This window comes from Thermodesulfobium sp. (genome assembly GCF_053498235.1).
Genome location: NZ_JBRCUV010000051.1, coordinates 43,257 through 63,306, shown reverse-complemented (window position 1 = coordinate 63,306; position 20,050 = coordinate 43,257). Strand labels below are relative to the sequence as shown.

Genomic DNA, 20,050 nt, shown 5'->3' with positions numbered 1-20,050 from the left:
CATTCAATCCTAATGCCCTGCCTTAAACTCTAGTATACCACTAAATATAAAAATTCAAATATAAAAATTAATAAATTTACAACTTACAAATATCAGATTCGGTTTGATCTATGAATTCATTTTCTTTTATAGGATTATCAATTTTAATCCACTCAAAGTGTCCCAAAAGTGGATCGTTATAACTTCTACCAATATAAACAAGATACAAACCAGCCAAAATTTCTCCATTCTTACCTTTTGGGATCCAGAGATATAAGTTAGAATTCTTAAGCAATTGTAAATTATTTCCTGCACTTACCCCACCAGGCAAAAGATGCTCAACAGTCTCAGGATTTGATGGGAAATTCCCAGTCTGTGCTTTGGCATTTATTTCGCTAATATCCCCTGCTTTATAATTCAGACCAAACCTTTCACCTGCAACTACGCGATTTGGAAGAACGATAAACTTTGCATATTTTGCACTTTTAATTAATCTTTCATATTCGTCACTACCTTCTGCTACCATGCTTGAATCGGGAGAAAGCTTCACAAAAAGCCCTTTACATGAATGAACGCTACCTTCGTTGCTATTAGAGTTAACGGGATTTTGCGAAATTAAGCCTACAGAAAATCTTAGATTATCGGTATTAGCAATCATTACAGTGGTCAGATCACGCCAGTCGCCTCCGCCAGAAAACCAGCTTATATTAGAGGCCTGATTAATAGGTTTTGGATTTTCACTGATATTTATAGATGCCAACCAGAGCATATGGTCTTTATAAAATAAAAAATTTCTATTGTTCGCTAACCAAGAAATTGATAGAGGAAATTTATCTATATTAAGGCTAAACAAGAAATTATTTTCATCATTTTTAACGTTAAGTTTAAAAAAATCTATCTTGTTTAAATTTGCTATCATATAAGGATAAGCTTTGCCAGTAGCATAAACTATCTCATCATTATTTACCACGTGAATCATATAAACGCTTTCCCCAGGCAAATTCTTCACTTTTTTTAAAGTATCAGAATTTATATCGTATTCGTATATGCCATTTTTTTGTTGAATATCTTGAGAATTTTTAAAGGATATGCCAAGAAATATATTTTTACCATCATTGGAACAAGAAGCGCTTGTAACACCTGATCCTACAAAATCAGAATGAGAAGAAAGTATGTTCTTTGTCGTAGAGGCAATTAGATCGTAAAGATAAATTTTCTTCAAGCTTACGTCAGTTTGCCCCCGAACATAAACAATTTTACCTGTTTCACCTACCCATCCAATGCTTGCCATATCATCTGGCAAGATATCTTTTATCAAGCTACCACTGTCTTTTATAATCTTCCACTTAGGGAAAAAGTTAGACTCATTTACTCCAAACAAAATAGAGTCTGACGCGTTAGATATTAATGTAGAATAATCACCGCTGCCAAACTTTTCACTTTGATTATTGCTAATTTTAAAATCTACTATCTCTTTATTTTCACCAGATTGCTTCAAGTAAATAATATCCTGATTAAAGGGAGAATAAACAAAAGAAGAAATGTTGCTAGAAAATAAAGGTCTTATAATATTATCAGCATTCGCTAAATACATTGTTTGATTTGAAACATAAACAAAACTATCAGAAAGGTCTTGTTGCTTATTGACTGCCTGAAAGTTAGAAATACCCTTGTGCTGCATTCCTAAAAAGGCATATATCCCTGAAATTGACGCAAACAAAACAAGAACTACTGCAATTAAAATTACTCTCAATCTTTTAAAGTCCACATAATCGCCCCCTTATCTGTAAGATATATTTATTACACTTTATATAATACTCCTAAATCTTGGATCAAGTCCACATTCTTATATAGATTCATCCCTGATAGAATCAGTCATGTTTGCACTTATGTAAGCCAAGCATCCTGCTTGGTAGCTTTTAAAAAATCTCAAAAGCAAAAGACACCCCGAGAAAGATGCTCAAGGTACTATAAAATGCTTGCAGCACCAAAGATTAGTCCTTTATAAAAGCCCCACAACCTTGTGCATCTGAATTGAAAATATAATATCGCTCAGTAATTTTTCGTTCCTTTCCCTGATAAAATTTACGATAGAGAGGATTTTTTCACCTCTCGCATCTAGTGGACTAATTGCAAACTGAAAGAGATCATGCATCTTTGTTAGAATTTGAAGGATAAACTCAAGATCTTCTTCTGTATTATCTACTACCAACTTCACTATGACTTTATGTTCTATCCAATTGTCTATAAAATCCTCAAAAGAAGGCATTTTGTCTGTCATACCGGAAGATGGGCATTTATAGTCTACTATCCAACCACAATCTGATGAATAACCCTCCGGCAAGAAAATGCTCCCATTGGTTTCTACCTGAACCTGATGATAGCTTTCAATTAAGCGATCTATCAACTTCAGCGTGTCTTTCTGAATAAGCGGTTCTCCTCCAGTAAGCAATACTTTTGGGTTTTTGCATTTATCTACAACTTCATCAATCGAAAGCATATATCTTGAATCAATACTCTGTGATTCCTTTGTGTCACACCACTTGCACCTCAGATTACATCCCTGAAGTCTTACGATTGTACACCAGGAACCCTGTGGTATGAATCCTACTTCACCAGATATACTCTCAAATATAGAGTGAATGGCTATCACTAAAGGTATATCTCCACGTAAGAAGTTTCTGATTCCCAAAGCCTTACAAATTCTAGATTTATACCTTCTGGCATAGAACCCTTCAATTCATTCAAAATCCACTCGCATACTTTCTCAGCAGTAGGATTATAAATCATATCGTTTAAGTATTTGTGATCTAATTTAGAAATTATTTTCTGTTCCACAATCTTCTTAAGAATTTTAAAATCTATCACCATAGAATTTTCACCAACAGGACCTGATACCGCAACACCCAATTTGTAAGTGTGGCCATGAAGATTGGCACATTCGCCTTTATAATCCACCAGCTTATGCGCAGCAGAAAAACTAAATTCCTTATATACTCTTATCTTCATATATGAGTACTTTCCTTTCTCAGAAAAGTTTTAGAGCAAAAGGCCTTCCTGACTATTCTATATATTTTATAACGCTACTTTTTATATCTACCATTAGCTCATTTGCTATTACAGGACATTTTGCCATCAACATAAAGAATATATTATGAAAGTCGCTTAACCCCTCGAAATTTCCCTGTCCCTTAGAAATTATTATGTCATGTTCCTCTATATATCTTCTTACCTCATCGCTTCTCCTTGAGGGAGTGCCATCTTTCTCTCCGTTTGAAATCTCTAAAAATCTTATATTAGGAAGCCTGTCAATTCCGACTTCAAAGGCATCTTCTAACATTGCATCGTTTATAATCGGACCACTCTTTACTACAAAGCTAACCTGCTCAAAGGGTTTGTCTCTCTCCCTAAGCATCTCTTCAATAAATATTCTATCAAAAGCTACCTCTCTTGCATTATCAGCGAAGTAAAGCAATCTAATCTTAGCCCTTAAGCGATCGTCTAAGCCTTTTGTCGCAAAGAGGGGCTGCTTTTGGAAACAGACTATACAATCAAGACATAATTTCATCTATATAACGATTCACAATTTTATTATTTTTTTGCCTTATCTTTTCTATTGACTCAAGAGCATCACTTGAACCAATTTGTTTTAATGCCCTGCATATAGCAATAAGCTCTAAGGGATCGCTTGATTTACTTGCTAATTCAGTTAATTTTGGCACAGCCTTTTTTATACTCTTGTCCTCAACCAATTTAATTGCTACCATTCTGGTATCTAGAATAGGATGATCAAGAGACAATATTATCTTATCGTCATAAGAAATATTGCCTCTCAAATCAGCCTTGCAAAAAGGACAGGTATCTAAATCTTCAGGCAACTCAGCCTTGCAAAAAGGACAAAAATATTTAATAATTTGCTCCTACACTTTTTTTGACATAATGTTTTAGTCTCTTCTATTTCCCATTATATTCAGTAAAATAAGAAATAGGTTTATGAAATCTAGATACAGAGTAAGAGCACCTAGAACTGTTTCCTTTCTCTCGTCAAAAACACCTGCAAGATATATCTTCTTTAGCTTTTGCATATCAAATGCAGTTAAACCTAAAAACACTATCACGCCTACAATAGACAAAAGAAGCACTAGGGCGCTACTCTGCAAAAAGATATTCACCAAAAAACCTATTATTATTGCAATAAGTCCTGCCATCATAAATGTCCCCATCTTAGTTAGATCTGCCTTTGTAGTATATCCTATAAAAGCCATTACTCCAAAAGAAATAGCGGTAATAAAGAATACAGACGCTATTGATTCAGATGTATAAGCTACAAATAAGGTCGAAAAGGTTATACCGGTCAGAGCAGAATATAATATAAAGATAAACTCCGCTACCTCAGCAGGAAGCTTTGTAATTGCAGCAGATAAGGTTATCACTGCAATAAATTGCAGACCTATTATCCCATAAAACAATATAGGATTGCCCAAAATTAGCTGCAGAACCGAAACGTTAGACGCTATCGTGTATGAGATAACTCCTGTAAATAAGAGCCCCAAAAACATCCACGTGAAAACCCCTCTAAAGAAGCCAGATACATCAGCAGCGGCTGTGCTTCCCATTAGCTCATCGTTATATGACCTATACACTCTTCATCACTCCTTTTTTAAATATTTATTATTATAAGCTTATTTTATATCTAAAAGATTAAATTTTCAATAAAAAAGGCATTGACCAATAATCAGATCAATGCCCGAATAGATTTAAAAAGTTTATTTTTCTTCTTTTAGTCTCTTTACTTCTTCCCTTAAGCTATTTATCTCTTTTATAAGGTCTTCGTTTGAAGCACTGCTAACTGTAGCCGAGCACTTATTCATTCCCGGTTTCAAGAAGTAAAAAAGCACAAACATAATTATACCCAGAAAAAATAAAGGAAAAACCATCCCAAACATAGGCATTCCATAAAAACCGTGACCATAAAAACCTGGACCACTACACCACATATATATCACCTCCATTGTTTACATTATATAATAGTTGACAATAAAAGTAAATTTTCTGCGTGCAACCAAATTTAATAAAAAACTATTATAAGTTATAATATCTTTATGTTTGATACATATCTTGGATTATTTGCTGGGCTGCTTACCACAAGTTCACTCGTGCCCCAGGTAATAAAGGCATGGAAGACGCGCTCAACAAAGGATATATCTCTCATAATGCTCCTTATGATGTGGATAGGAGTCTTTTGTTGGGTAATATATGGCTTTTATATATTCCAAATGCCCATAGTATTTTGGAATTTCATAAGCTTTATCTTGCTTTCAATACTACTTTATTTTAAAAGCACGTCAAAAAACTCATGTTAGGCCTTCCCTGTACAATCTATCAAAGCTCTTACCAGGCCATTTATGTTGTACTCTGCTGCCTCAGCCACCACATTAAATCCCAAGCTCCTTGCTTTCTTTGAAGTAATTGGCCCAATAGATACGACTTTAGCAACTTTTAGCACTAGATCCCTGTACTCTCCTAAGGATTCATAAAAATACTCTGCCGTCTTAGAACTCGCAAAGGTCAGGAAAACTTCTTTATCATCCTGAAAAATTTTTTCTATATCCTGTTTTGAAATTTGCTCGGGCTGCACAGAATATATGTGAAAGTCATCCACTACATATCCTTTATCAAGTAATCCCATTACTAACTCATCTCTACCCTCTTTAGCTCTTGGTATCAAGACTCTCTTAGATTCATTAGTTTTCTTGAAACTCTCAACTAAACTTTCTGCCACAAACCTTTCAGGCAAAATATCTGCTTTTACGCCATATTTTAAGAGCTCATCTCTCGTGCCATCGCCAATCACAGCAATCTTAGATTTTATATACCTACTATCATATCCAGCTTTAAATAAGTTATCAAAGAATATTTTCACTCCAGTTGATGAACTAAAAACTATATACTCATATTCGCACAAGTTTTCAAAAACAGGTTTAAATTCTTTTTGATCGGCTATTTGAACGCACTTTATTACTGGTATCTCAAAAACCTCTGCGCCGTTTTCCTTTAATTTCTCGCTTAAAAGGCTTGCCTTCGTCCTTGATCTGGTTACTATAACTCTTTTACCAAATAAAGGCTTTTTCTCAAACCACATCAAATCTTCTCTGAGATTAACTACATTGCCCACCACAAACAAAGCAGGTGGTTTTACTGAGTTTTCTTGAGCAAGACTTACTATATTTGACAACTTACCTACTACAACCTTTTGAGTGGGAAGGGTTCCGTTTTGAATTAATGCGCAAGGGACTTCTTTATCCTTTCTAACAGCTATTATCTTTTCTACTATCTTGTCGAGTCTTTCTACCCCCATAAAGAAGACAAGTGTATCTGCACCAAGAGAGTGCTCCCAATCAATGGTAGAGTCTTCTTTTGTGGGATCCTCGTGCCCGGTAAATATAGCGTAAGATGAAGCCACCTTCCTGTGCGTAACCGGGATTCCAGCATAAAGCGGCACAGCTAAAGCAGCGCTAATTCCAGGGACTAATTCAAACTCTATACCCCTTTCTTTGAGATAAAGAGCCTCCTCTCCACCCCTACCAAACAAAAATGGGTCTCCGCCTTTTAGTCTAACTACAAGCTTATCTTCAGATGCCTTGTCAGCAAGTAATTTGTTTATATCATCTTGCTTCATTGCGTGTTTACTCGATTCTTTCCCCACATAGATTTGCTCGCAATCCTCTGGAACCATCGACAAAAGCTCTTTAGGAATAAGCCTATCAAACACTAGAACTTGAGCCTTTTTGAGGACATTTAACCCAGATATTGTAAAAAGCCCTTCATTTCCAGGACCTGCGCCCACCAAAAAAACCTTTCCCATAACTGTTTACGCTCCTTAAAGTCTAAGATTTATTTTCATATTTCCAGGGTTTTAAAAGATTATTTGAAATTCCAACTCTATTCAGCGCCTTTGACACTACAAAGTCTACCATATCATCTATTGTCTTTGGGTTATTATAAAATCCAGGACAGGCAGGCAAGATAACACCACCAGCCATAGCAATCTTTCTCATGTTTTCAATATGAATCAAATTTAGAGGCGTTTCTCTAAATACTAACACTAACTTAGTGCCTTCTTTAAGAGCTACATCACAAACTCTTTCTAAAAGATTCGAAGATAAACCGTTTGCAACGCTAGAAAGGGTAGCAGCAGAGCAGGGGCAGACAATTACGGCATCAAGATCCTGCGATCCAGACGCATATTTACAACTAAAATCGTCCTCACTATAAAAGATTACCTCACTATACCTTTCTTTTATAACGTTTATGTCAATCTTTTCTTCATCCATCATTACGAGGTTTGCTGCCCTAGTATATATTACACACAAATCAACCTCTTTTCTTAAAACATCTATTATTCTTAAAGCATACCTTATACCACTTGCTCCAGTAATACCAATTACAATCCTTTTCAAATTATTCACCTAATATTTATATTATTTTATTAATACTGAAACAATCACAAAAAGTGCATAAATAAAAGAACAGATAGCATTAACGTTAAAAAAGGCCACATCTATTTTTGAAAGGTCGTTTGGCTTAACTAGTGAATGCTCATAAAACAACAATCCTGCAAACAAACCCAAACCAATATAGTAAACAAAGCTTATGTCAGCCAAAAAACCAATCGGAATCAAAAAAATTATTGTAAGTGTGTGAAAGAATCTAGCTACATATAAAGAATTCTTTTCACCTATAACTACTGGTATAGAATGAAGTCCCTGTTTTATATCATAACTCAAATCCTGAAGAGAATATAAGACGTCAAATCCAGCAAGCCAAAACACAACAGCTAACATCATGAAAAAAGGTACCAAACCAAAGTCGTTTCTCAAGGCTATCCATGCTCCACCAGGTGCAAGACTAAGGGCAATACCTAAAACAATATGACTTAACGCTGTAAACCTTTTCGTATAAGAATAGAAAAAAATTATAAAAAGCGCTACAGGTGACAGTTCAAACGTTAGATTGCCGAGCAAAAAGGAAATGAAGACAAAAATTAAAGAGCAAAAGACTACAAATAAAAGCATATCATTTCTTCTTACTAAACCTTTTGGAATAGATCTATTTGCAGTTCTTGGATTAAACTTATCAATATTTGCATCTGCAAACCTGTTAAACGACATAGCAGCTGCTCTTGCAAACAAAAGAGCAAGTACTATTAAAATTAGCTTTTCAATTTTAGGAATACCACCCGAGGCTATAAAAGCAGAGGCCAATAAAAATGGTAAAGAAAAAATTGTATGTTCTACCCTTATATCATTAAGAATGTTTGTTAACTTCAATACGATTTGATTTCTTATACCTTCAAACCCCTTTCAATTAAGCTAAAATCCATATTCTTTCCATCGCCTGCTTACCAAATCCTTTATTTTTTTATCCATTATTATTTCTGGAGGAAATTCTCTTATAAGGCCTTCTTCTTTCATTTTTCTTGTTGCATCAATCCCCATTTTAGAACCAAACCGCGGATAGCTAGATGCGTGGTCTAAAAGATCTACAGGACCTTTAACTATTTCAATGTCCCTCTCTGGGTCTACGTTGTTTAGAGCTTTCCATCTAACGTAAGACATATCATGAACGTTTACGTCCTCATCAACCACAATAATAAATTTCGTAAAACTCATTTGTCCCAACCCCCACAAGGCATGCATAACCTTTCTTGCATGTCCTGGATATTGCTTTTTAATGGAAACTATAGCTAAATTGTGAAACACTCCCTCAATTGGCAAATTTATATCGACTATTTCAGGCAAAGTCATCTTTAGCATAGGCAAAAATATCCTTTCAGTTACCTTACCAAGATACGCATCCTCCATAGGAGGTCTTCCCACAATGGTAGCTACGTAAACAGGATTTTTCCTATGGGTAATACACTCTACGTGAAACACTGGAAACTCATCTTCTAGAGAATAAAATCCAGTATGATCTCCAAATGGCCCTTCTTTTCTATGTTCTCCTTTAATAACATATCCCTCTAGAATAAATTCGGCTTGTGCAGGCACAAGCAAATCAGAAGTAAACGCTTTAACTAACTCCACCCCTGAACCTCTAAGAAAACCCGCAAAAACGAATTCATCAACATTCGGCGGAAGAGGTGCAGTTGCAGCATAAATAGTCGCTGGATCTGCTCCAATAGCCACAGCAACAGGCATTTTTTCACCTTTTCTTAATTTTGAATAGTGCCTAGCCCCATCTTTGTGGGGATGCCAGTGCATGCCCGTAGTGTTTTTATCAAAGACCTGCATTCTATACATTCCAAGATTTCTCTCTTTAGTTTCAGGATCTTGGGTAATAACAAGTGGGAGAGTAATAAATGGACCAGCATCAAGAGGCCAGCAATGAAGCACCGGAAGATCGTTTAAGTTCACCTTGTCACCCTTTAATACAACCTCCTGACAGGGTGCCTTATTAACAATTTTTGGTTTTATATTCATAAGTCCCAAAATATCTGGTAGAGACTTAAAAACATCCCAAAAACCAATTTTTTTAGTAGGAAACTTAAGGAAGTCCTCAATTTTTTTAGCAATATCATCAGGATTTCCTATTGCGTTTACTACTCTATCCCATGTTCCGAATATATTAATAGCTAGTGGAAAACTAGAGTTCTTTACCTTTTCAAAATATAAGGCTGGTCCGCCAACTTTCACGAATCTATCAGCTATTTCAGTTATCTCAAGATAGCTATCAACCTCTACCTTTATTCTCTTCAACTCATTATTCTTTTCCAAAAAAGATAAGTATTCACCTAACGAAGAAAAGGAACCTATTACGCTCACTCCCTAAATAGTTAAAGAATATTAAAGATATAAAACAAAATAAAGAATAAACAAAAGCTCAAATCTTTGAGATTAACGTTTTAAATTTATTTAATTTGTTTATATTTTTATTTAACCAAAATTACTGGTACCTTTGCATTCTTTAAAATAGAATAAGCTACGCTTCCCAAAAGTCCTGATAAAGGATTTAAACCCTTATTCCCAACTACAATTCTATCTACGTTATTTTCCTCTGCATACTTTAAAATCTCTTTTGCGGGATCACCTCCAGAAATCAGAACAGCTTTTACTTTGACTCCTGCTTCGTCAAAAATCTTTTTAGCCTCATCTAATTTTTTAGAAAAGGCAAGATCACAAGCTTCATTAATTTTTTCAGGATCAACAAAGACATCATCGCTCACATAAGTCCAATCATATGCACAACCAACAGTCAAAAGTATAACTTCAACAGAATGGTGCTCTTTTGCCAAGTTCAAAGCAAATTCTGCAGCCTTCATAGAGGGCTTAGAACCATCCACAGCAACTAAAACTTTCATGTTTGCCTCCTACTTCTTTAAGGTATATTTTTAGATTTTAGCCAGATCCATAAGAAGCCTTGGATCAGGATTCACACACAAATATGGAGTACCAGTTGTATCATCATAACAAAGATCTAAGACATGATCAATCTGACCAAAGTATTTATCTGTAAGGAAATCGATGTACACATTTATTGTTTCATCCCAAAAAATAAGATCGTGCTTAAATTTGTTTATCTGTTCTAAAGTTACAATTCTTGCCTGCAAACTGCTAGGCTCTGGATCACTTCAGGAACCGCAATATTTTATAGGCGCGCTTATAATAATATAGGCTGTTCCCTTGGTTCTACTCTGAATAAACTTTCTTGCTTCATTTGTAACCCTTATTTTCATAGCTGCATCTCCCCATATTTAAAACTAAAATAATTTAACTTTAACTATAACCTATCCCCCTCACAGCCAAGCTAAAACGATTAAAATTGAGGTTTCATGTGCTTAACGTTTTTACCTCTTACAATATATAGAACGTCTTCAGCAATATTCGTAGCGTGGTCTCCCAACCTTTCAAAATGTCTAGTAATAAACAACCAATCTATAATTCTTTCACAGTTAAGTTTTCTCTCAGAAAGTTCTTTTAATAAACTATTGAGAATATTATGGTAATCTTCATCTACTGCATCGTCATTTTCTATTACGCTCATAGCTATCTCCTCGCTTCTTTCAACAAGAGAGGTAATAGCGTCTCTAACCATAACCTTTACCTTCTTAGCCATATCAGGAATTCTTTGCATAAAGATCTCAATTGGCGGATCCTTCAACAAATTTATAGCTGCAAGTGCAATATTCTTTGTTTCATCAGACATCCTTTCTAGATCCACTATTATTCTCATAATCATAACTATATATCTAAGATCCTTTGCAACCGGCTGGTATAGAGCCAGCATAGTCATGCACTGCTCTTCTATTTCAATCTCAAGCTCATCTGTCATCTTTTCACTTTCAATAACTTCTTGGGCAATTCTAGAATCCCTCTCTAATATAGAAAGAATCACTAGGTCAATTGCCCTTTCAACAATAGTAGTCATCTCAAACAATTTCTTCGTTAATTCTCTAATTTCTATATCAAAGTGTCTTTTCAAAGATACACCTCACTCTCTTAGCCAAATCTGCCAGTTATATAGTCTTCTGTAAGCTTTTCCTTTGGAACTTTGAATATTTGTTCTGTTATCCCATATTCTACCAAACTTCCCATATACATAAACGACGTAAAATCAGAAATCCTGGCTGCCTGTTGCATGTTATGTGTAACTATTACTATCACTATTTCGCTTTTTAGATTAACTATTAATTCTTCAATTTTTGCGGTAGAAATTGGATCAAGTGCTGATGTAGGTTCATCCATCAGAATAACCTCAGGATCGTTCGCAAGAGCTCTTGCTATGCAAAGCCTTTGTTGTTGACCACCAGATAAATTCGTAGGAAGGTCATTTAATCTGTCTTTCGTTTCATCCCAGAGAGCTACTCTAATTAAATTTCTTTCACATATTTCTTCTTTTTGCTTTTTTGAAAGCCTCTTGCCGCTCATCAAAAAACCAGCAAGAACGTTATCTTTAATAGACATAAAAGGAAATGGGTTAGGCCTTTGAAAAACCATACCAACCTTTCTTCTTACTTTATAAAGGTCCATCTTAAAAATGTCTTCACCGTCTAAAAGTATTTTACCTGTGATATATGCATTTTTATCGAGTTCATGCATCCTATTTAAACATCTTAGAAGAGTTGTTTTGCCACATCCAGAGGGGCCAATTATTGCAGTAACAGCTTTGTCATAAATATCAAGGTTAATACCTTTCAAAACCTCATTTTTTCCAAAAAAGGCATGAACGTCTTGCAACTTCATTTTTATCATATTCTTTCCGCCTATTCTCCCAATCTTCTATAACGACCTAAAATTAAACTTAAGACTGTAACAAAAGCTATCAAAAGTAGGGCTCCGGCCCAGGCAAGTCTATGCCATTCGTCATATGGAGATATCGCATACACGTAAATTTGTAAAGGTATTGCAGCCATTGGTCTTAAAGGATTTAGCTCTAAAAAGCTATTACCAAAAGCAGTAAAAAGAAGTGGAGCAGTTTCACCCGCTATTCTTGCGAGAGTAAGAAGTGAAATAGCAAGAAGTGGAAATTTAGCAAACTTGAGCACCACATATAGTATTACTCTTGTTCTTGAAAGACCAAGTGAGTAAGCAGCCTCTAACAAAAGAGTTGGAGTCATACTGAAAATCTGTTCACTTGCAAGTACCATATATGGAATTCCAACCAAAGCAAGGGCTACTGAACCAGCAAGTCCGGAAAAATGCCCCATTGACCTAACAAGTATATAATAAACGCATATCCCACAAACAATTGTGGGAGTCCCCTGCAAAAGAGACATGGATTCTTTCAATATTTTTGAAAGCAGCGTTTCTGGATAAAAGTACAAAAATAGCCCTCCAAGGATAGAAAGAAAAACAATTATTAACATTGCAATTGAATCTATAATTAATGAACCCAAAATAGCTTGTTTAAATCCGCCCGAGTTAGAACCCACAGGTCTAGCGCTTTCAATAAAAAAATTAAGACTCAATGAACTAATACCATCCTTTATAAGCTGAAAGAGTATAAATATTAAAATTATAGAAACAAAAATTGCAACACTTAAAGTAAAAATTTGGAAAATTTTGTCTATTATTACTCTCAAATTAAACTCCCCTATATAAAAGCCTTAGTATGAGTTTAGCAATAACGTTAGTTACAAATACAAGTATGAATAAAATAAGGCCAAGTTCAAATAAAACAGATAGATAGATTCGCGAAAACGCTTCAGCAAATTCATTTGCAATTATACTTGTAAGAGTTGCCGTTGGAGAAAAAAGCGAATCAGGAAAAAGGGGCCTGTTTCCAATGAGCATTGCAGTAGCCATAGTCTCTTCCATCCCTCTCGCAAGAGAGAGAAATATCACAGCAATCATGCCCTTTTTTATAAATGGCAAAATTAAACTTCTTACAATTTCAAATTTTGTTGTACCCAAACTAAAGCCTGCTTCAATCAAATTTCTTGGTACCAGAGTTATTAATTCCTTAATCAAAACAGTCTGTATTGGAATAAGCATCAACGTCAAAATCAATATAGTAGTAAAAAGACCAAATGGAGAAGGATTTCCTTTTAAAAAGGGGATAAATCCAAATAAATCTCTTATAACATTTTCAACTTTATCGACGTGCGGTGCAACATAAAAAATAGCCCACAAACCAAGAACTACGGAAGGAATAGAAGCAAGCGCATCAATCACAGTAGAAAAAAATGCTGATATCCTTCCTCTTGAGTAAAACGAGAGAAAAAGAGCAATAGGAGTTGAAAGCATCAAGCCTAAAAACGTACAAATCACTCCAACCATAACTGTTACGAGTAACGGTGATATTACTCCAAACTTATCATCTACAGGATCCCAATTATTCGTAGTAAATACGCTAAAACCTAAATGATATATTGCTGGAAGAGAGTTTATAAATAAAACCACAAAAATCAAAATGGGCAAAAATATTAAAAGTACAGCAACAAGTTTTAATAACAATTCGAACAAAGAAAAGTTTGAAAGGCAAAGGGGAAGAAAATTAACTATATTTTGAATCTTCTTCGACATTAGCGTTTTTACTCCCTACATATGTGTTATATCATTTTTAATTTATCACATTAATGTTAATTTTATGTTAAAAAATAGATTAAAAAGGATTTTTAAATTATATTTGCATATTGTTATCAAAACTATATTCAAAACAAGAAAAATTTACAGCAAATTTTCAAGACCTACGACAAACCCGCTTAACCCCTGTACCTTTCTAATCGCAAGTAGCACCCCGGGCATAAAGGACTCCCTTGAAAGAGAATCATGTCTGATAGTTAGAATTTCACCTAAGCCTCCTAGAAGAACTTCCTGATGTGCTACAAAACCAGGCAACCTAACCGAGTGAATTCTAATACCATTCACCTCCCCGCCAAGAGCGCACTTTATCTTTTCTTCGCCCTTAACCGTATCTTTGTTAAAAACTTTTGAATCCTCAGACATTAAATATGCCGTTCTTAAAGCAGTTCCAGAAGGAGCATCAGCCTTTTGATTGTGATGCAACTCTATTATTTCAGCATGATTGTAATATTTCGCTGCCTTCTTCGCAAACTCCATCATTAAAACAGCACCCAAAGAAAAGTTAGGTGCAAGGAAAAAGCCAACTTTTAAGTCATTGGCCATTTTGCCTAAACGATCTAATTCCTTTCCGTCAATTCCAGTAGTGCCTACTACTACATTCCTCCTATACTCGAGAGTTTTTTCAATAGTATGCGGGGCAATGTTACCTCTTGTAAAATCTACTAAAACGTCAAATTGAGAATTTACCAAAAGATCCTCAATAGTTGCGCTCACAGTTGTAGAATCATCAATTCTAAATAAATCAGCTAGAGATTTTCCCGATACAGCAGGATCAACTCCCCCAACCAATTTCATATCAGGTTGTTTTAATATAGTTTCAGAAACCATCCTCCCCATCTTACCACCAATACCCGCTACTACTACCTTAATCATCTTTATCTCCTCCATCAAATAATAGTATCCTAATAGTTCTTGCCCGTGAAGCAGAACATAAAAATTTAGAGAACTAAATTTTCAGGTTTAGTTAAAAAGGACTTTAATTTTCTTATAAAATTCAAGATATCAGATAAATTTCTTCCAAAATTTGAGCTAAAGAACAAGTTACACTCTTCTTTAGAACCATTTTCAAAATCCTCAGATATATTGTAAAAGCAAGCTAAAATTGCACTACTTTTCTTATAAAAAGTAAATCGCACGTTTTCTAACGCTATATTTTCACAATGAATTACATTAAAACTATTATCTAATGAAAAATCTATATTTCGCTCATTTTTCTTAAAAAATTCATCTAACGAGCTCAAACCAACCGATTCTATTTTATTCAACAAATCATCAGAATAGGAATTAACTTTTTCTAAGCCAACTTCACTTAATTCAAGAAAATTAATCGGATATTGCTTCCCTAAGAATGGATATTTAGAATATGCCTTTGATATACAAAAAAACAAATAACTTGAAAATCTAATAGAATTATCATGTACAAAAAACAAAGATCTAGAAATATCGACTCTACATTTCAAACTCAAAGAATCATTTCCAGGAATAATGACTTCATCTTCTTTGGTATTATCTACTTGTAAAATCAAATCACTCCCACACTGAGAACCAGTAGTTACCTTCTCTGATGAACTTTGTTCTTTTAATAAATTATTTTCTATAACCTCAGCAACTTGCTGCCCCACGTTAATAAAACTATTTTCTTGAAGCATATTTACCAGCCTTCCAGAAGAAGGTGATTTTATTACACTTGTTACCCTCTGATTCTCAATTAAGGCGATTTCTTCTCCTATTTCTACCAAATCGTTTTCCTTCTTTAGCCATTTCACTAATCTATTTCTTATACTATCTTTATTTATTTCAGGCATCAAAATTTGCATAAAAACCCCTTAAAATTATATACTTATATACAAATATCCAGCTCTATAGAGTTTCACAAGCTCTATTAAACCAGCTTCGATAATGTCTAGAAATGGATATTCGTCCAATTTTACCTCTCCATCGTCAGGTAAAACTAACTTAAATTTTACTCCATAAGTGGCTAAGTTCTCCATTCTTCTTAAAAGTTCTTCAGGTATCTTGTGTTTATAAAACAAATCAATACCTTCAAAGGTGAAAAGAAATATCACCGAGATAGAACCTTTACTTACCTTTTGATATAATCTTTCAACCTGTTCAATTGCAATTCCTAGCCTATATGTATCGCAACTTTTTACATGTAAAGCAATCTGATAAAGCATAAAGCCCCCTTTCTAAAAATAAAACAATTTAATTATTCTCTTAAAGTAATTTTCACCCAAGAGAACTTTGTAATGATTTTAACACATTTAAAACGAAAATTTTACTTAAGCGGCCAGCTTGAAGGCAAAAAATTTTTTTCAAAGTATAGTATTATGTAAGAATCAGTCATACCTGAGATATAATCCTTTATTGCAATATTAGCAGTATCTTCGCTAAAAACGCTTTCTCCATAAACCTCTGGCAAATTTGGAATCAAATTAAGATTTGACTTTAAATATTCTATTATAAAATTAAACATCCTTGTAACCTTCTCCTCTTCTCTTCTTAAAATCTCGGCTGAATATACCTTTTGTAACATAAAATCTCGTAAATTTTTAATTACATCTATAAATTTCGCGTCATCGAGAAAACCTTTTATTGGATCAAAACCATCAACAACAAGCCTCACAAGCGTGCCTATTCTTTCACTATGAGTCTTTCCAATTTCTTTTACAAAAAAGGGCAAGTCATCGTACTTCAAAAGTCCAGCTCTTATTGCGTCATCCAGATCGTGGCATATATACGAAATCTTATCACAGTACCTTACCAATAAACCTTCTTGAGTAATAGGCTTAATTTTGTCACTTATACTGTGTCTTAAAATACCGTCTCTTGTCTCGTGAGTAAGATTTAAACCGAATCCCTTACCCTCTCTTTTTTCTAAAATATCAACAACCCTAAGACTTTGTTGTTCGTGGCTAAAAGGAGGCAATAACTTGTTTAATACCTCTTCCCCTATATGGCCAAACGGTGTATGTCCTAAATCGTGTCCTAAACTAATTGCCTCAACTAGATCCTCATTTAAACCTAAAATCCTCGCACATGTTCTTGAAATTTGAGACACCTCAAGGACATGAGTTAATCTCGTTCTAAAGTGATCCCCTTCAGGAGAAATAAATACCTGAGTTTTATGTTTTAATCGCCTAAATGCCTTTGAATGAATAATTCTATCTCTATCTCTCTGAAAGGGATTCCTAAATTCGCACTCAGGTTCAACAAATTGGCGACCCAAAGTTTTAGAACTTAGTGTCGCCAATTTCGAAAGATATCTTTTTTCTCTTTCCTCTTGAGTAGTTCTATAAACGAGCATTTTAAGGTTTATTTCTAATTATTTATCAGATTCGTATCTCACCTTAGCAAGAATAGTCGCCCTTGCCGCAGCCAATCTTGCTACGGGTACACGAAAAGGAGAACAACTAACATAGTTAAGACCTATTTCATAGCAAAAAGCTATCGAATCAGGATCTCCTCCATGCTCGCCACATATTCCTATTTCGAGATCTGCGTTCGCACATCTGCCCCTTTCTACAGCTATCTTCATTAATTCACCTACCCCATCTCTATCCAATGTCTGAAATGGGTTTACTGGCAGTATACCTCGTTCTAGATAAACAGGCAAAAACTTACTTTCTGCGTCATCTCTGCTAAATCCAAATGTCATTTGCGTAAGGTCATTTGTACCAAAGGAGAAAAACTTAGCATACTTTGCTATTTCATCAGCCCTTAGTGCAGCCCTTGGTAATTCTATCATTGTTCCAAATAAATAAGGTATTTGTACACCTTGTTCAGAAATAACCTCTTTTGCTACTTCTTCAAGTTTTTCTCTAACAAGCCTTATTTCATTTATGTGTCCTACAAGAGGTACCATAATTTCTGGAAAGACTCGCTCTCCTTCTTTGATCACCATTGCTGCAGCTTCCAAAATAGCCCTTACCTGCATTTCATTTATTTCAGGGTAAACTAGACCTAGCCTACAACCTCTGAAACCCATCATCGGATTGGATTCCTTAAGAGTCTCAGCCCTTCTCAAGAGTCTTTTCTTTTTTTCTACTAGTTCCTTCTCTCCACTTTTTTCATGTTGTGCAATCTCTTCTTTCAAAATTTCCCTTTTAGGCAAAAACTCATGAAGAGGCGGGTCAAGAAGTCTAATTATTACAGGATATCCTTTCATCTCCTTAAATATTCCGTAAAAATCTTCCCTTTGCATAGGAAGCAATTTTTCGAGCGCAGCCTTTCGTTCTTCTATTGTTTCGGCTACAATCATCTCCTGCATAGCAGGCAATCTATCTTGAGCCATAAACATATGTTCGGTCCTACAAAGGCCTATACCCTTTGCTCCAAATTCGTAACTCCTTCTCGCATCTTCTGGAGTATCAGCATTTGCTCTGACTTGAATTTTTGCTACCTTATCAGCTAAAACTAGCAAATCTTGAAGATCTTCACTTAACTCTGGCATTATAAGCGGAGCAACCCCTTTAAAAACATTCCCAGAGGTACCATCTATCGTTATAACATCAAATTCCTTTATTGTTTCTCCATTTACGGTAAATGATCGCTCATTTAAATCTATCTTAATAGATTCAGCACCCACAACAGCAGGTTTTCCCATTCCTCTAGCTACCACAGCAGCATGACTTGTCATACCACCTCTAGCAGTAAGAACACCCTTTGCAGCGGCTAAACCATGAATATCATCTGGTACAGTTTCAGGTCTCACAAGGATAACATCTTCATCGCCCATCTTGGCAGCTAAATCAGCATCAAAAACAACTTTACCAGTTGCAGCTCCTGGAGAGGCACCTAGTCCTTTTGCTATGCTCTTGAGTTTAGAAGACACGTCAATTCTAGGATGGAGTAGAAAGTCTACCTGTGAGGGTTCAACCCTTAAAATTGCCTCCTCTTCACTTATCAAACCCTCTTTCAAGAAATCCATAGCAAGTTTTACAGCCGCACCAGGAGTTCTTTTTCCAGTCCTAACTTGAAGCATATAGAGTTTTCCTTTTTCTATAGTAAACTCAATATCCTGCATATCTTTATAATGATCTTCTAGCACCTTACAAATATTTAAAAGTTCGTTATAGACCTCTGGCATATCATCTTTTAAATCACTAATTGGTTTAGGCGTTCTTATGCCCGCTACCACATCTTCACCCTGCGCATCTAAAAGGTACTCGCCAAAAACTCCCTTTTCGCCTGTCTTTGGATCTCTCGTAAACGCTACACCCGTAGCGCTATCGTCTCCCATATTGCCAAATACCATAGAAACCACATTTACAGCCGTACCAAGGTTATCTGGAATGTTATTTATTTTCCTATAACTAATCGCTCGAGGAACATTCCACGATTTAAATACAGCTTCTATTGCCATCTTCAGCTGAACAAAGGGATCTTGTGGGAAAACCTTTCCTTCACTTTCATATATTTTCTTATATCGTCCGACAAGTTCTTTAAGATCATCAACGCTTAATTCTACATCGTTTTTAATGCCTTTTTGCGCCTTTATAATCTCAAGTTCATTTTCAAAGGGATGAATTCCCATACCCAACACAATATCGCCAAACATTTGCAAAAGTCTTCTATACGAATCGTACGCAAGTCTTGGATTGCCCGATTCTTTACTGAATAATTCTACAATTTCATCGTTTAAACCAATATTTAAGACAGTATCCATCATCCCAGGCATCGAAAACTTTGCGCCAGATCTTACTGAAAAAAGAAGGGGCAAACCTGACTGAGCACCAAACTTTTTTCCCGTTCTCTCTTCAATTACCTTAACCTTTTCAAGAACCATGGGCCAGAGCTCTTCTATGACTTTATCTCCATTTTCCAAGTACAAATTACACACCTCAGTAGTAATAGTAAAGCCCGGGGGCACAGGCAAACCAATATTTGTCATCTCTGCAAGGCCAGCACCCTTGCCGCCTAAAAGATCTTTCATAGAAGCGTTACCTTCTTCAAATAAATATACCCATTTCCCCATAATTTTTCCT

Annotated in this window: 23 protein-coding genes; 1 reads left to right on the top strand and 22 read right to left on the bottom strand. The window is 35.2% G+C overall.

All coding sequences use genetic code 11. The features are described from left to right. Positions 1–76: 76 nt before the first annotated feature. The 7 genes from ACWIUX_RS07470 to ACWIUX_RS07440 all read right to left on the bottom strand — a co-directional run bounded on the left by ACWIUX_RS07470 (position 77) and on the right by ACWIUX_RS07440 (position 4,976). Positions 77–1,747: a hypothetical protein gene (locus tag ACWIUX_RS07470; RefSeq protein ID WP_448590100.1), complete on the bottom strand. Its 1,671-nt coding sequence runs from the start codon at positions 1,745–1,747 to the stop codon at positions 77–79. Positions 1,748–1,981: 234 nt separating this feature from the next. Continuing rightward, the gene (locus ACWIUX_RS07465) at positions 1,982–2,632 is read right to left on the bottom strand and encodes a 7-carboxy-7-deazaguanine synthase QueE (RefSeq protein WP_448590099.1); all 651 of its coding nucleotides are present in this window, start codon (positions 2,630–2,632) and stop codon (positions 1,982–1,984) included. After that, positions 2,632–2,988 carry a 6-carboxytetrahydropterin synthase QueD gene (gene queD, locus ACWIUX_RS07460; RefSeq protein ID WP_448590098.1) on the bottom strand — a complete coding sequence of 119 codons (357 nt, stop codon included), beginning with the start codon at positions 2,986–2,988 and terminating at the stop codon, positions 2,632–2,634. Before queD ends, ACWIUX_RS07465 begins: the two co-directional genes overlap by 1 nt. A gap of 52 nt (positions 2,989–3,040) precedes the next feature. Beyond that, complete coding sequence (locus ACWIUX_RS07455; RefSeq protein WP_448590097.1) at positions 3,041–3,547, bottom strand: ARMT1-like domain-containing protein; 507 nt, start codon at positions 3,545–3,547, stop codon at positions 3,041–3,043. Next, complete coding sequence (locus ACWIUX_RS07450; protein ID WP_448590096.1) at positions 3,531–3,857, bottom strand: HEAT repeat domain-containing protein; 327 nt, start codon at positions 3,855–3,857, stop codon at positions 3,531–3,533. Before ACWIUX_RS07450 ends, ACWIUX_RS07455 begins: the two co-directional genes overlap by 17 nt. Positions 3,858–3,923: 66 nt before the next feature. Next, on the bottom strand, positions 3,924–4,622 hold the full coding sequence (locus ACWIUX_RS07445; RefSeq protein WP_448590095.1) for a Bax inhibitor-1/YccA family protein: 699 nt from the start codon (positions 4,620–4,622) through the stop codon (positions 3,924–3,926). 123 nt (positions 4,623–4,745) lie between these two features. Beyond that, a complete protein-coding gene (locus tag ACWIUX_RS07440) occupies positions 4,746–4,976 on the bottom strand; it encodes a hypothetical protein (protein WP_448590094.1) in 231 nt (76 codons plus the stop codon). 105 nt (positions 4,977–5,081) lie between these two features. On the opposite strand from ACWIUX_RS07440, the gene ACWIUX_RS07435 reads away from it, so the two are divergent. After that, positions 5,082–5,342, top strand: coding sequence for a SemiSWEET family sugar transporter (locus tag ACWIUX_RS07435; protein WP_448590093.1), 261 nt, complete (start codon positions 5,082–5,084; stop codon positions 5,340–5,342). Here ACWIUX_RS07435 and cobA read toward each other — a convergent pair. The 15 genes from cobA to ppdK all read right to left on the bottom strand — a co-directional run bounded on the left by cobA (position 5,339) and on the right by ppdK (position 20,040). Then, positions 5,339–6,844, bottom strand: a complete 1,506-nt coding sequence (gene cobA / locus ACWIUX_RS07430; RefSeq protein WP_448590092.1) for a uroporphyrinogen-III C-methyltransferase — start codon at positions 6,842–6,844, stop codon at positions 5,339–5,341. The two genes, ACWIUX_RS07435 and cobA, sit on opposite strands and share 4 nt — an antisense overlap. 22 nt (positions 6,845–6,866) lie before the next feature. After that, a complete protein-coding gene (locus ACWIUX_RS07425; protein ID WP_448590091.1) occupies positions 6,867–7,439 on the bottom strand; it encodes a UbiX family flavin prenyltransferase in 573 nt (190 codons plus the stop codon). Positions 7,440–7,460: 21 nt separating this feature from the next. After that, positions 7,461–8,309 carry a UbiA-like polyprenyltransferase gene (locus ACWIUX_RS07420; protein WP_448590090.1) on the bottom strand — a complete coding sequence of 283 codons (849 nt, stop codon included), beginning with the start codon at positions 8,307–8,309 and terminating at the stop codon, positions 7,461–7,463. Between the two features lie 42 nt (positions 8,310–8,351). After that, positions 8,352–9,803 (bottom strand): menaquinone biosynthesis decarboxylase, encoded by a 1,452-nt coding sequence (locus ACWIUX_RS07415; RefSeq protein ID WP_448590089.1) that lies wholly within the window; start codon positions 9,801–9,803, stop codon positions 8,352–8,354. A 107-nt stretch (positions 9,804–9,910) separates the two neighbouring features. Further along, positions 9,911–10,339, bottom strand: a complete 429-nt coding sequence (locus tag ACWIUX_RS07410) for a universal stress protein (RefSeq protein WP_448590088.1) — start codon at positions 10,337–10,339, stop codon at positions 9,911–9,913. 30 nt (positions 10,340–10,369) lie between these two features. Next, positions 10,370–10,588 (bottom strand): hypothetical protein, encoded by a 219-nt coding sequence (locus ACWIUX_RS07405; protein ID WP_448590087.1) that lies wholly within the window; start codon positions 10,586–10,588, stop codon positions 10,370–10,372. A 206-nt stretch (positions 10,589–10,794) separates the two neighbouring features. Continuing rightward, a complete protein-coding gene (gene phoU, locus ACWIUX_RS07400) occupies positions 10,795–11,460 on the bottom strand; it encodes a phosphate signaling complex protein PhoU (protein ID WP_448590086.1) in 666 nt (221 codons plus the stop codon). A gap of 17 nt (positions 11,461–11,477) precedes the next feature. Beyond that, positions 11,478–12,230: a phosphate ABC transporter ATP-binding protein PstB gene (gene pstB / locus ACWIUX_RS07395; protein WP_448590085.1), complete on the bottom strand. Its 753-nt coding sequence runs from the start codon at positions 12,228–12,230 to the stop codon at positions 11,478–11,480. A gap of 11 nt (positions 12,231–12,241) precedes the next feature. Continuing rightward, on the bottom strand, positions 12,242–13,060 hold the full coding sequence (locus ACWIUX_RS07390) for a PstA family ABC transporter permease (protein ID WP_448590084.1): 819 nt from the start codon (positions 13,058–13,060) through the stop codon (positions 12,242–12,244). 1 nt (position 13,061) lies between these two features. After that, positions 13,062–14,003, bottom strand: coding sequence for a phosphate ABC transporter permease subunit PstC (pstC, locus tag ACWIUX_RS07385; RefSeq protein ID WP_448590083.1), 942 nt, complete (start codon positions 14,001–14,003; stop codon positions 13,062–13,064). A gap of 144 nt (positions 14,004–14,147) precedes the next feature. Continuing rightward, the gene (dapB, locus tag ACWIUX_RS07380; RefSeq protein WP_448590082.1) at positions 14,148–14,936 is read right to left on the bottom strand and encodes a 4-hydroxy-tetrahydrodipicolinate reductase; all 789 of its coding nucleotides are present in this window, start codon (positions 14,934–14,936) and stop codon (positions 14,148–14,150) included. Between the two features lie 65 nt (positions 14,937–15,001). Beyond that, positions 15,002–15,880: a lipoyl domain-containing protein gene (locus ACWIUX_RS07375; RefSeq protein WP_448590081.1), complete on the bottom strand. Its 879-nt coding sequence runs from the start codon at positions 15,878–15,880 to the stop codon at positions 15,002–15,004. A gap of 15 nt (positions 15,881–15,895) precedes the next feature. Continuing rightward, positions 15,896–16,240, bottom strand: coding sequence for a hypothetical protein (locus ACWIUX_RS07370; RefSeq protein ID WP_448590080.1), 345 nt, complete (start codon positions 16,238–16,240; stop codon positions 15,896–15,898). Positions 16,241–16,341: 101 nt separating this feature from the next. Continuing rightward, a complete protein-coding gene (locus tag ACWIUX_RS07365; RefSeq protein ID WP_448590079.1) occupies positions 16,342–17,370 on the bottom strand; it encodes a deoxyguanosinetriphosphate triphosphohydrolase in 1,029 nt (342 codons plus the stop codon). 18 nt (positions 17,371–17,388) lie between these two features. Further along, positions 17,389–20,040: a pyruvate, phosphate dikinase gene (gene ppdK, locus ACWIUX_RS07360; protein WP_448590078.1), complete on the bottom strand. Its 2,652-nt coding sequence runs from the start codon at positions 20,038–20,040 to the stop codon at positions 17,389–17,391. Positions 20,041–20,050: the final 10 nt, after the last annotated feature.

Coding starts and splice junctions, on each gene's coding strand:
- ACWIUX_RS07375 (WP_448590081.1), bottom strand. CDS start 15,880: ATGCAAATTTTGATGCCTGAAATAAATAAAGATAGTATAAGAAATAGA.
- pstC (WP_448590083.1), bottom strand. CDS start 14,003: ATGTCGAAGAAGATTCAAAATATAGTTAATTTTCTTCCCCTTTGCCTT.
- ACWIUX_RS07440 (WP_448590094.1), bottom strand. CDS start 4,976: ATGTGGTGTAGTGGTCCAGGTTTTTATGGTCACGGTTTTTATGGAATG.
- ACWIUX_RS07410 (WP_448590088.1), bottom strand. CDS start 10,339: ATGAAAGTTTTAGTTGCTGTGGATGGTTCTAAGCCCTCTATGAAGGCT.
- ACWIUX_RS07435 (WP_448590093.1), top strand. CDS start 5,082: ATGTTTGATACATATCTTGGATTATTTGCTGGGCTGCTTACCACAAGT.
- queD (WP_448590098.1), bottom strand. CDS start 2,988: ATGAAGATAAGAGTATATAAGGAATTTAGTTTTTCTGCTGCGCATAAG.
- ppdK (WP_448590078.1), bottom strand. CDS start 20,040: ATGGGGAAATGGGTATATTTATTTGAAGAAGGTAACGCTTCTATGAAA.
- ACWIUX_RS07455 (WP_448590097.1), bottom strand. CDS start 3,547: ATGAAATTATGTCTTGATTGTATAGTCTGTTTCCAAAAGCAGCCCCTC.
- pstB (WP_448590085.1), bottom strand. CDS start 12,230: ATGATAAAAATGAAGTTGCAAGACGTTCATGCCTTTTTTGGAAAAAAT.
- ACWIUX_RS07365 (WP_448590079.1), bottom strand. CDS start 17,370: ATGCTCGTTTATAGAACTACTCAAGAGGAAAGAGAAAAAAGATATCTT.
- dapB (WP_448590082.1), bottom strand. CDS start 14,936: ATGATTAAGGTAGTAGTAGCGGGTATTGGTGGTAAGATGGGGAGGATG.
- cobA (WP_448590092.1), bottom strand. CDS start 6,844: ATGGGAAAGGTTTTTTTGGTGGGCGCAGGTCCTGGAAATGAAGGGCTT.
- ACWIUX_RS07370 (WP_448590080.1), bottom strand. CDS start 16,240: ATGCTTTATCAGATTGCTTTACATGTAAAAAGTTGCGATACATATAGG.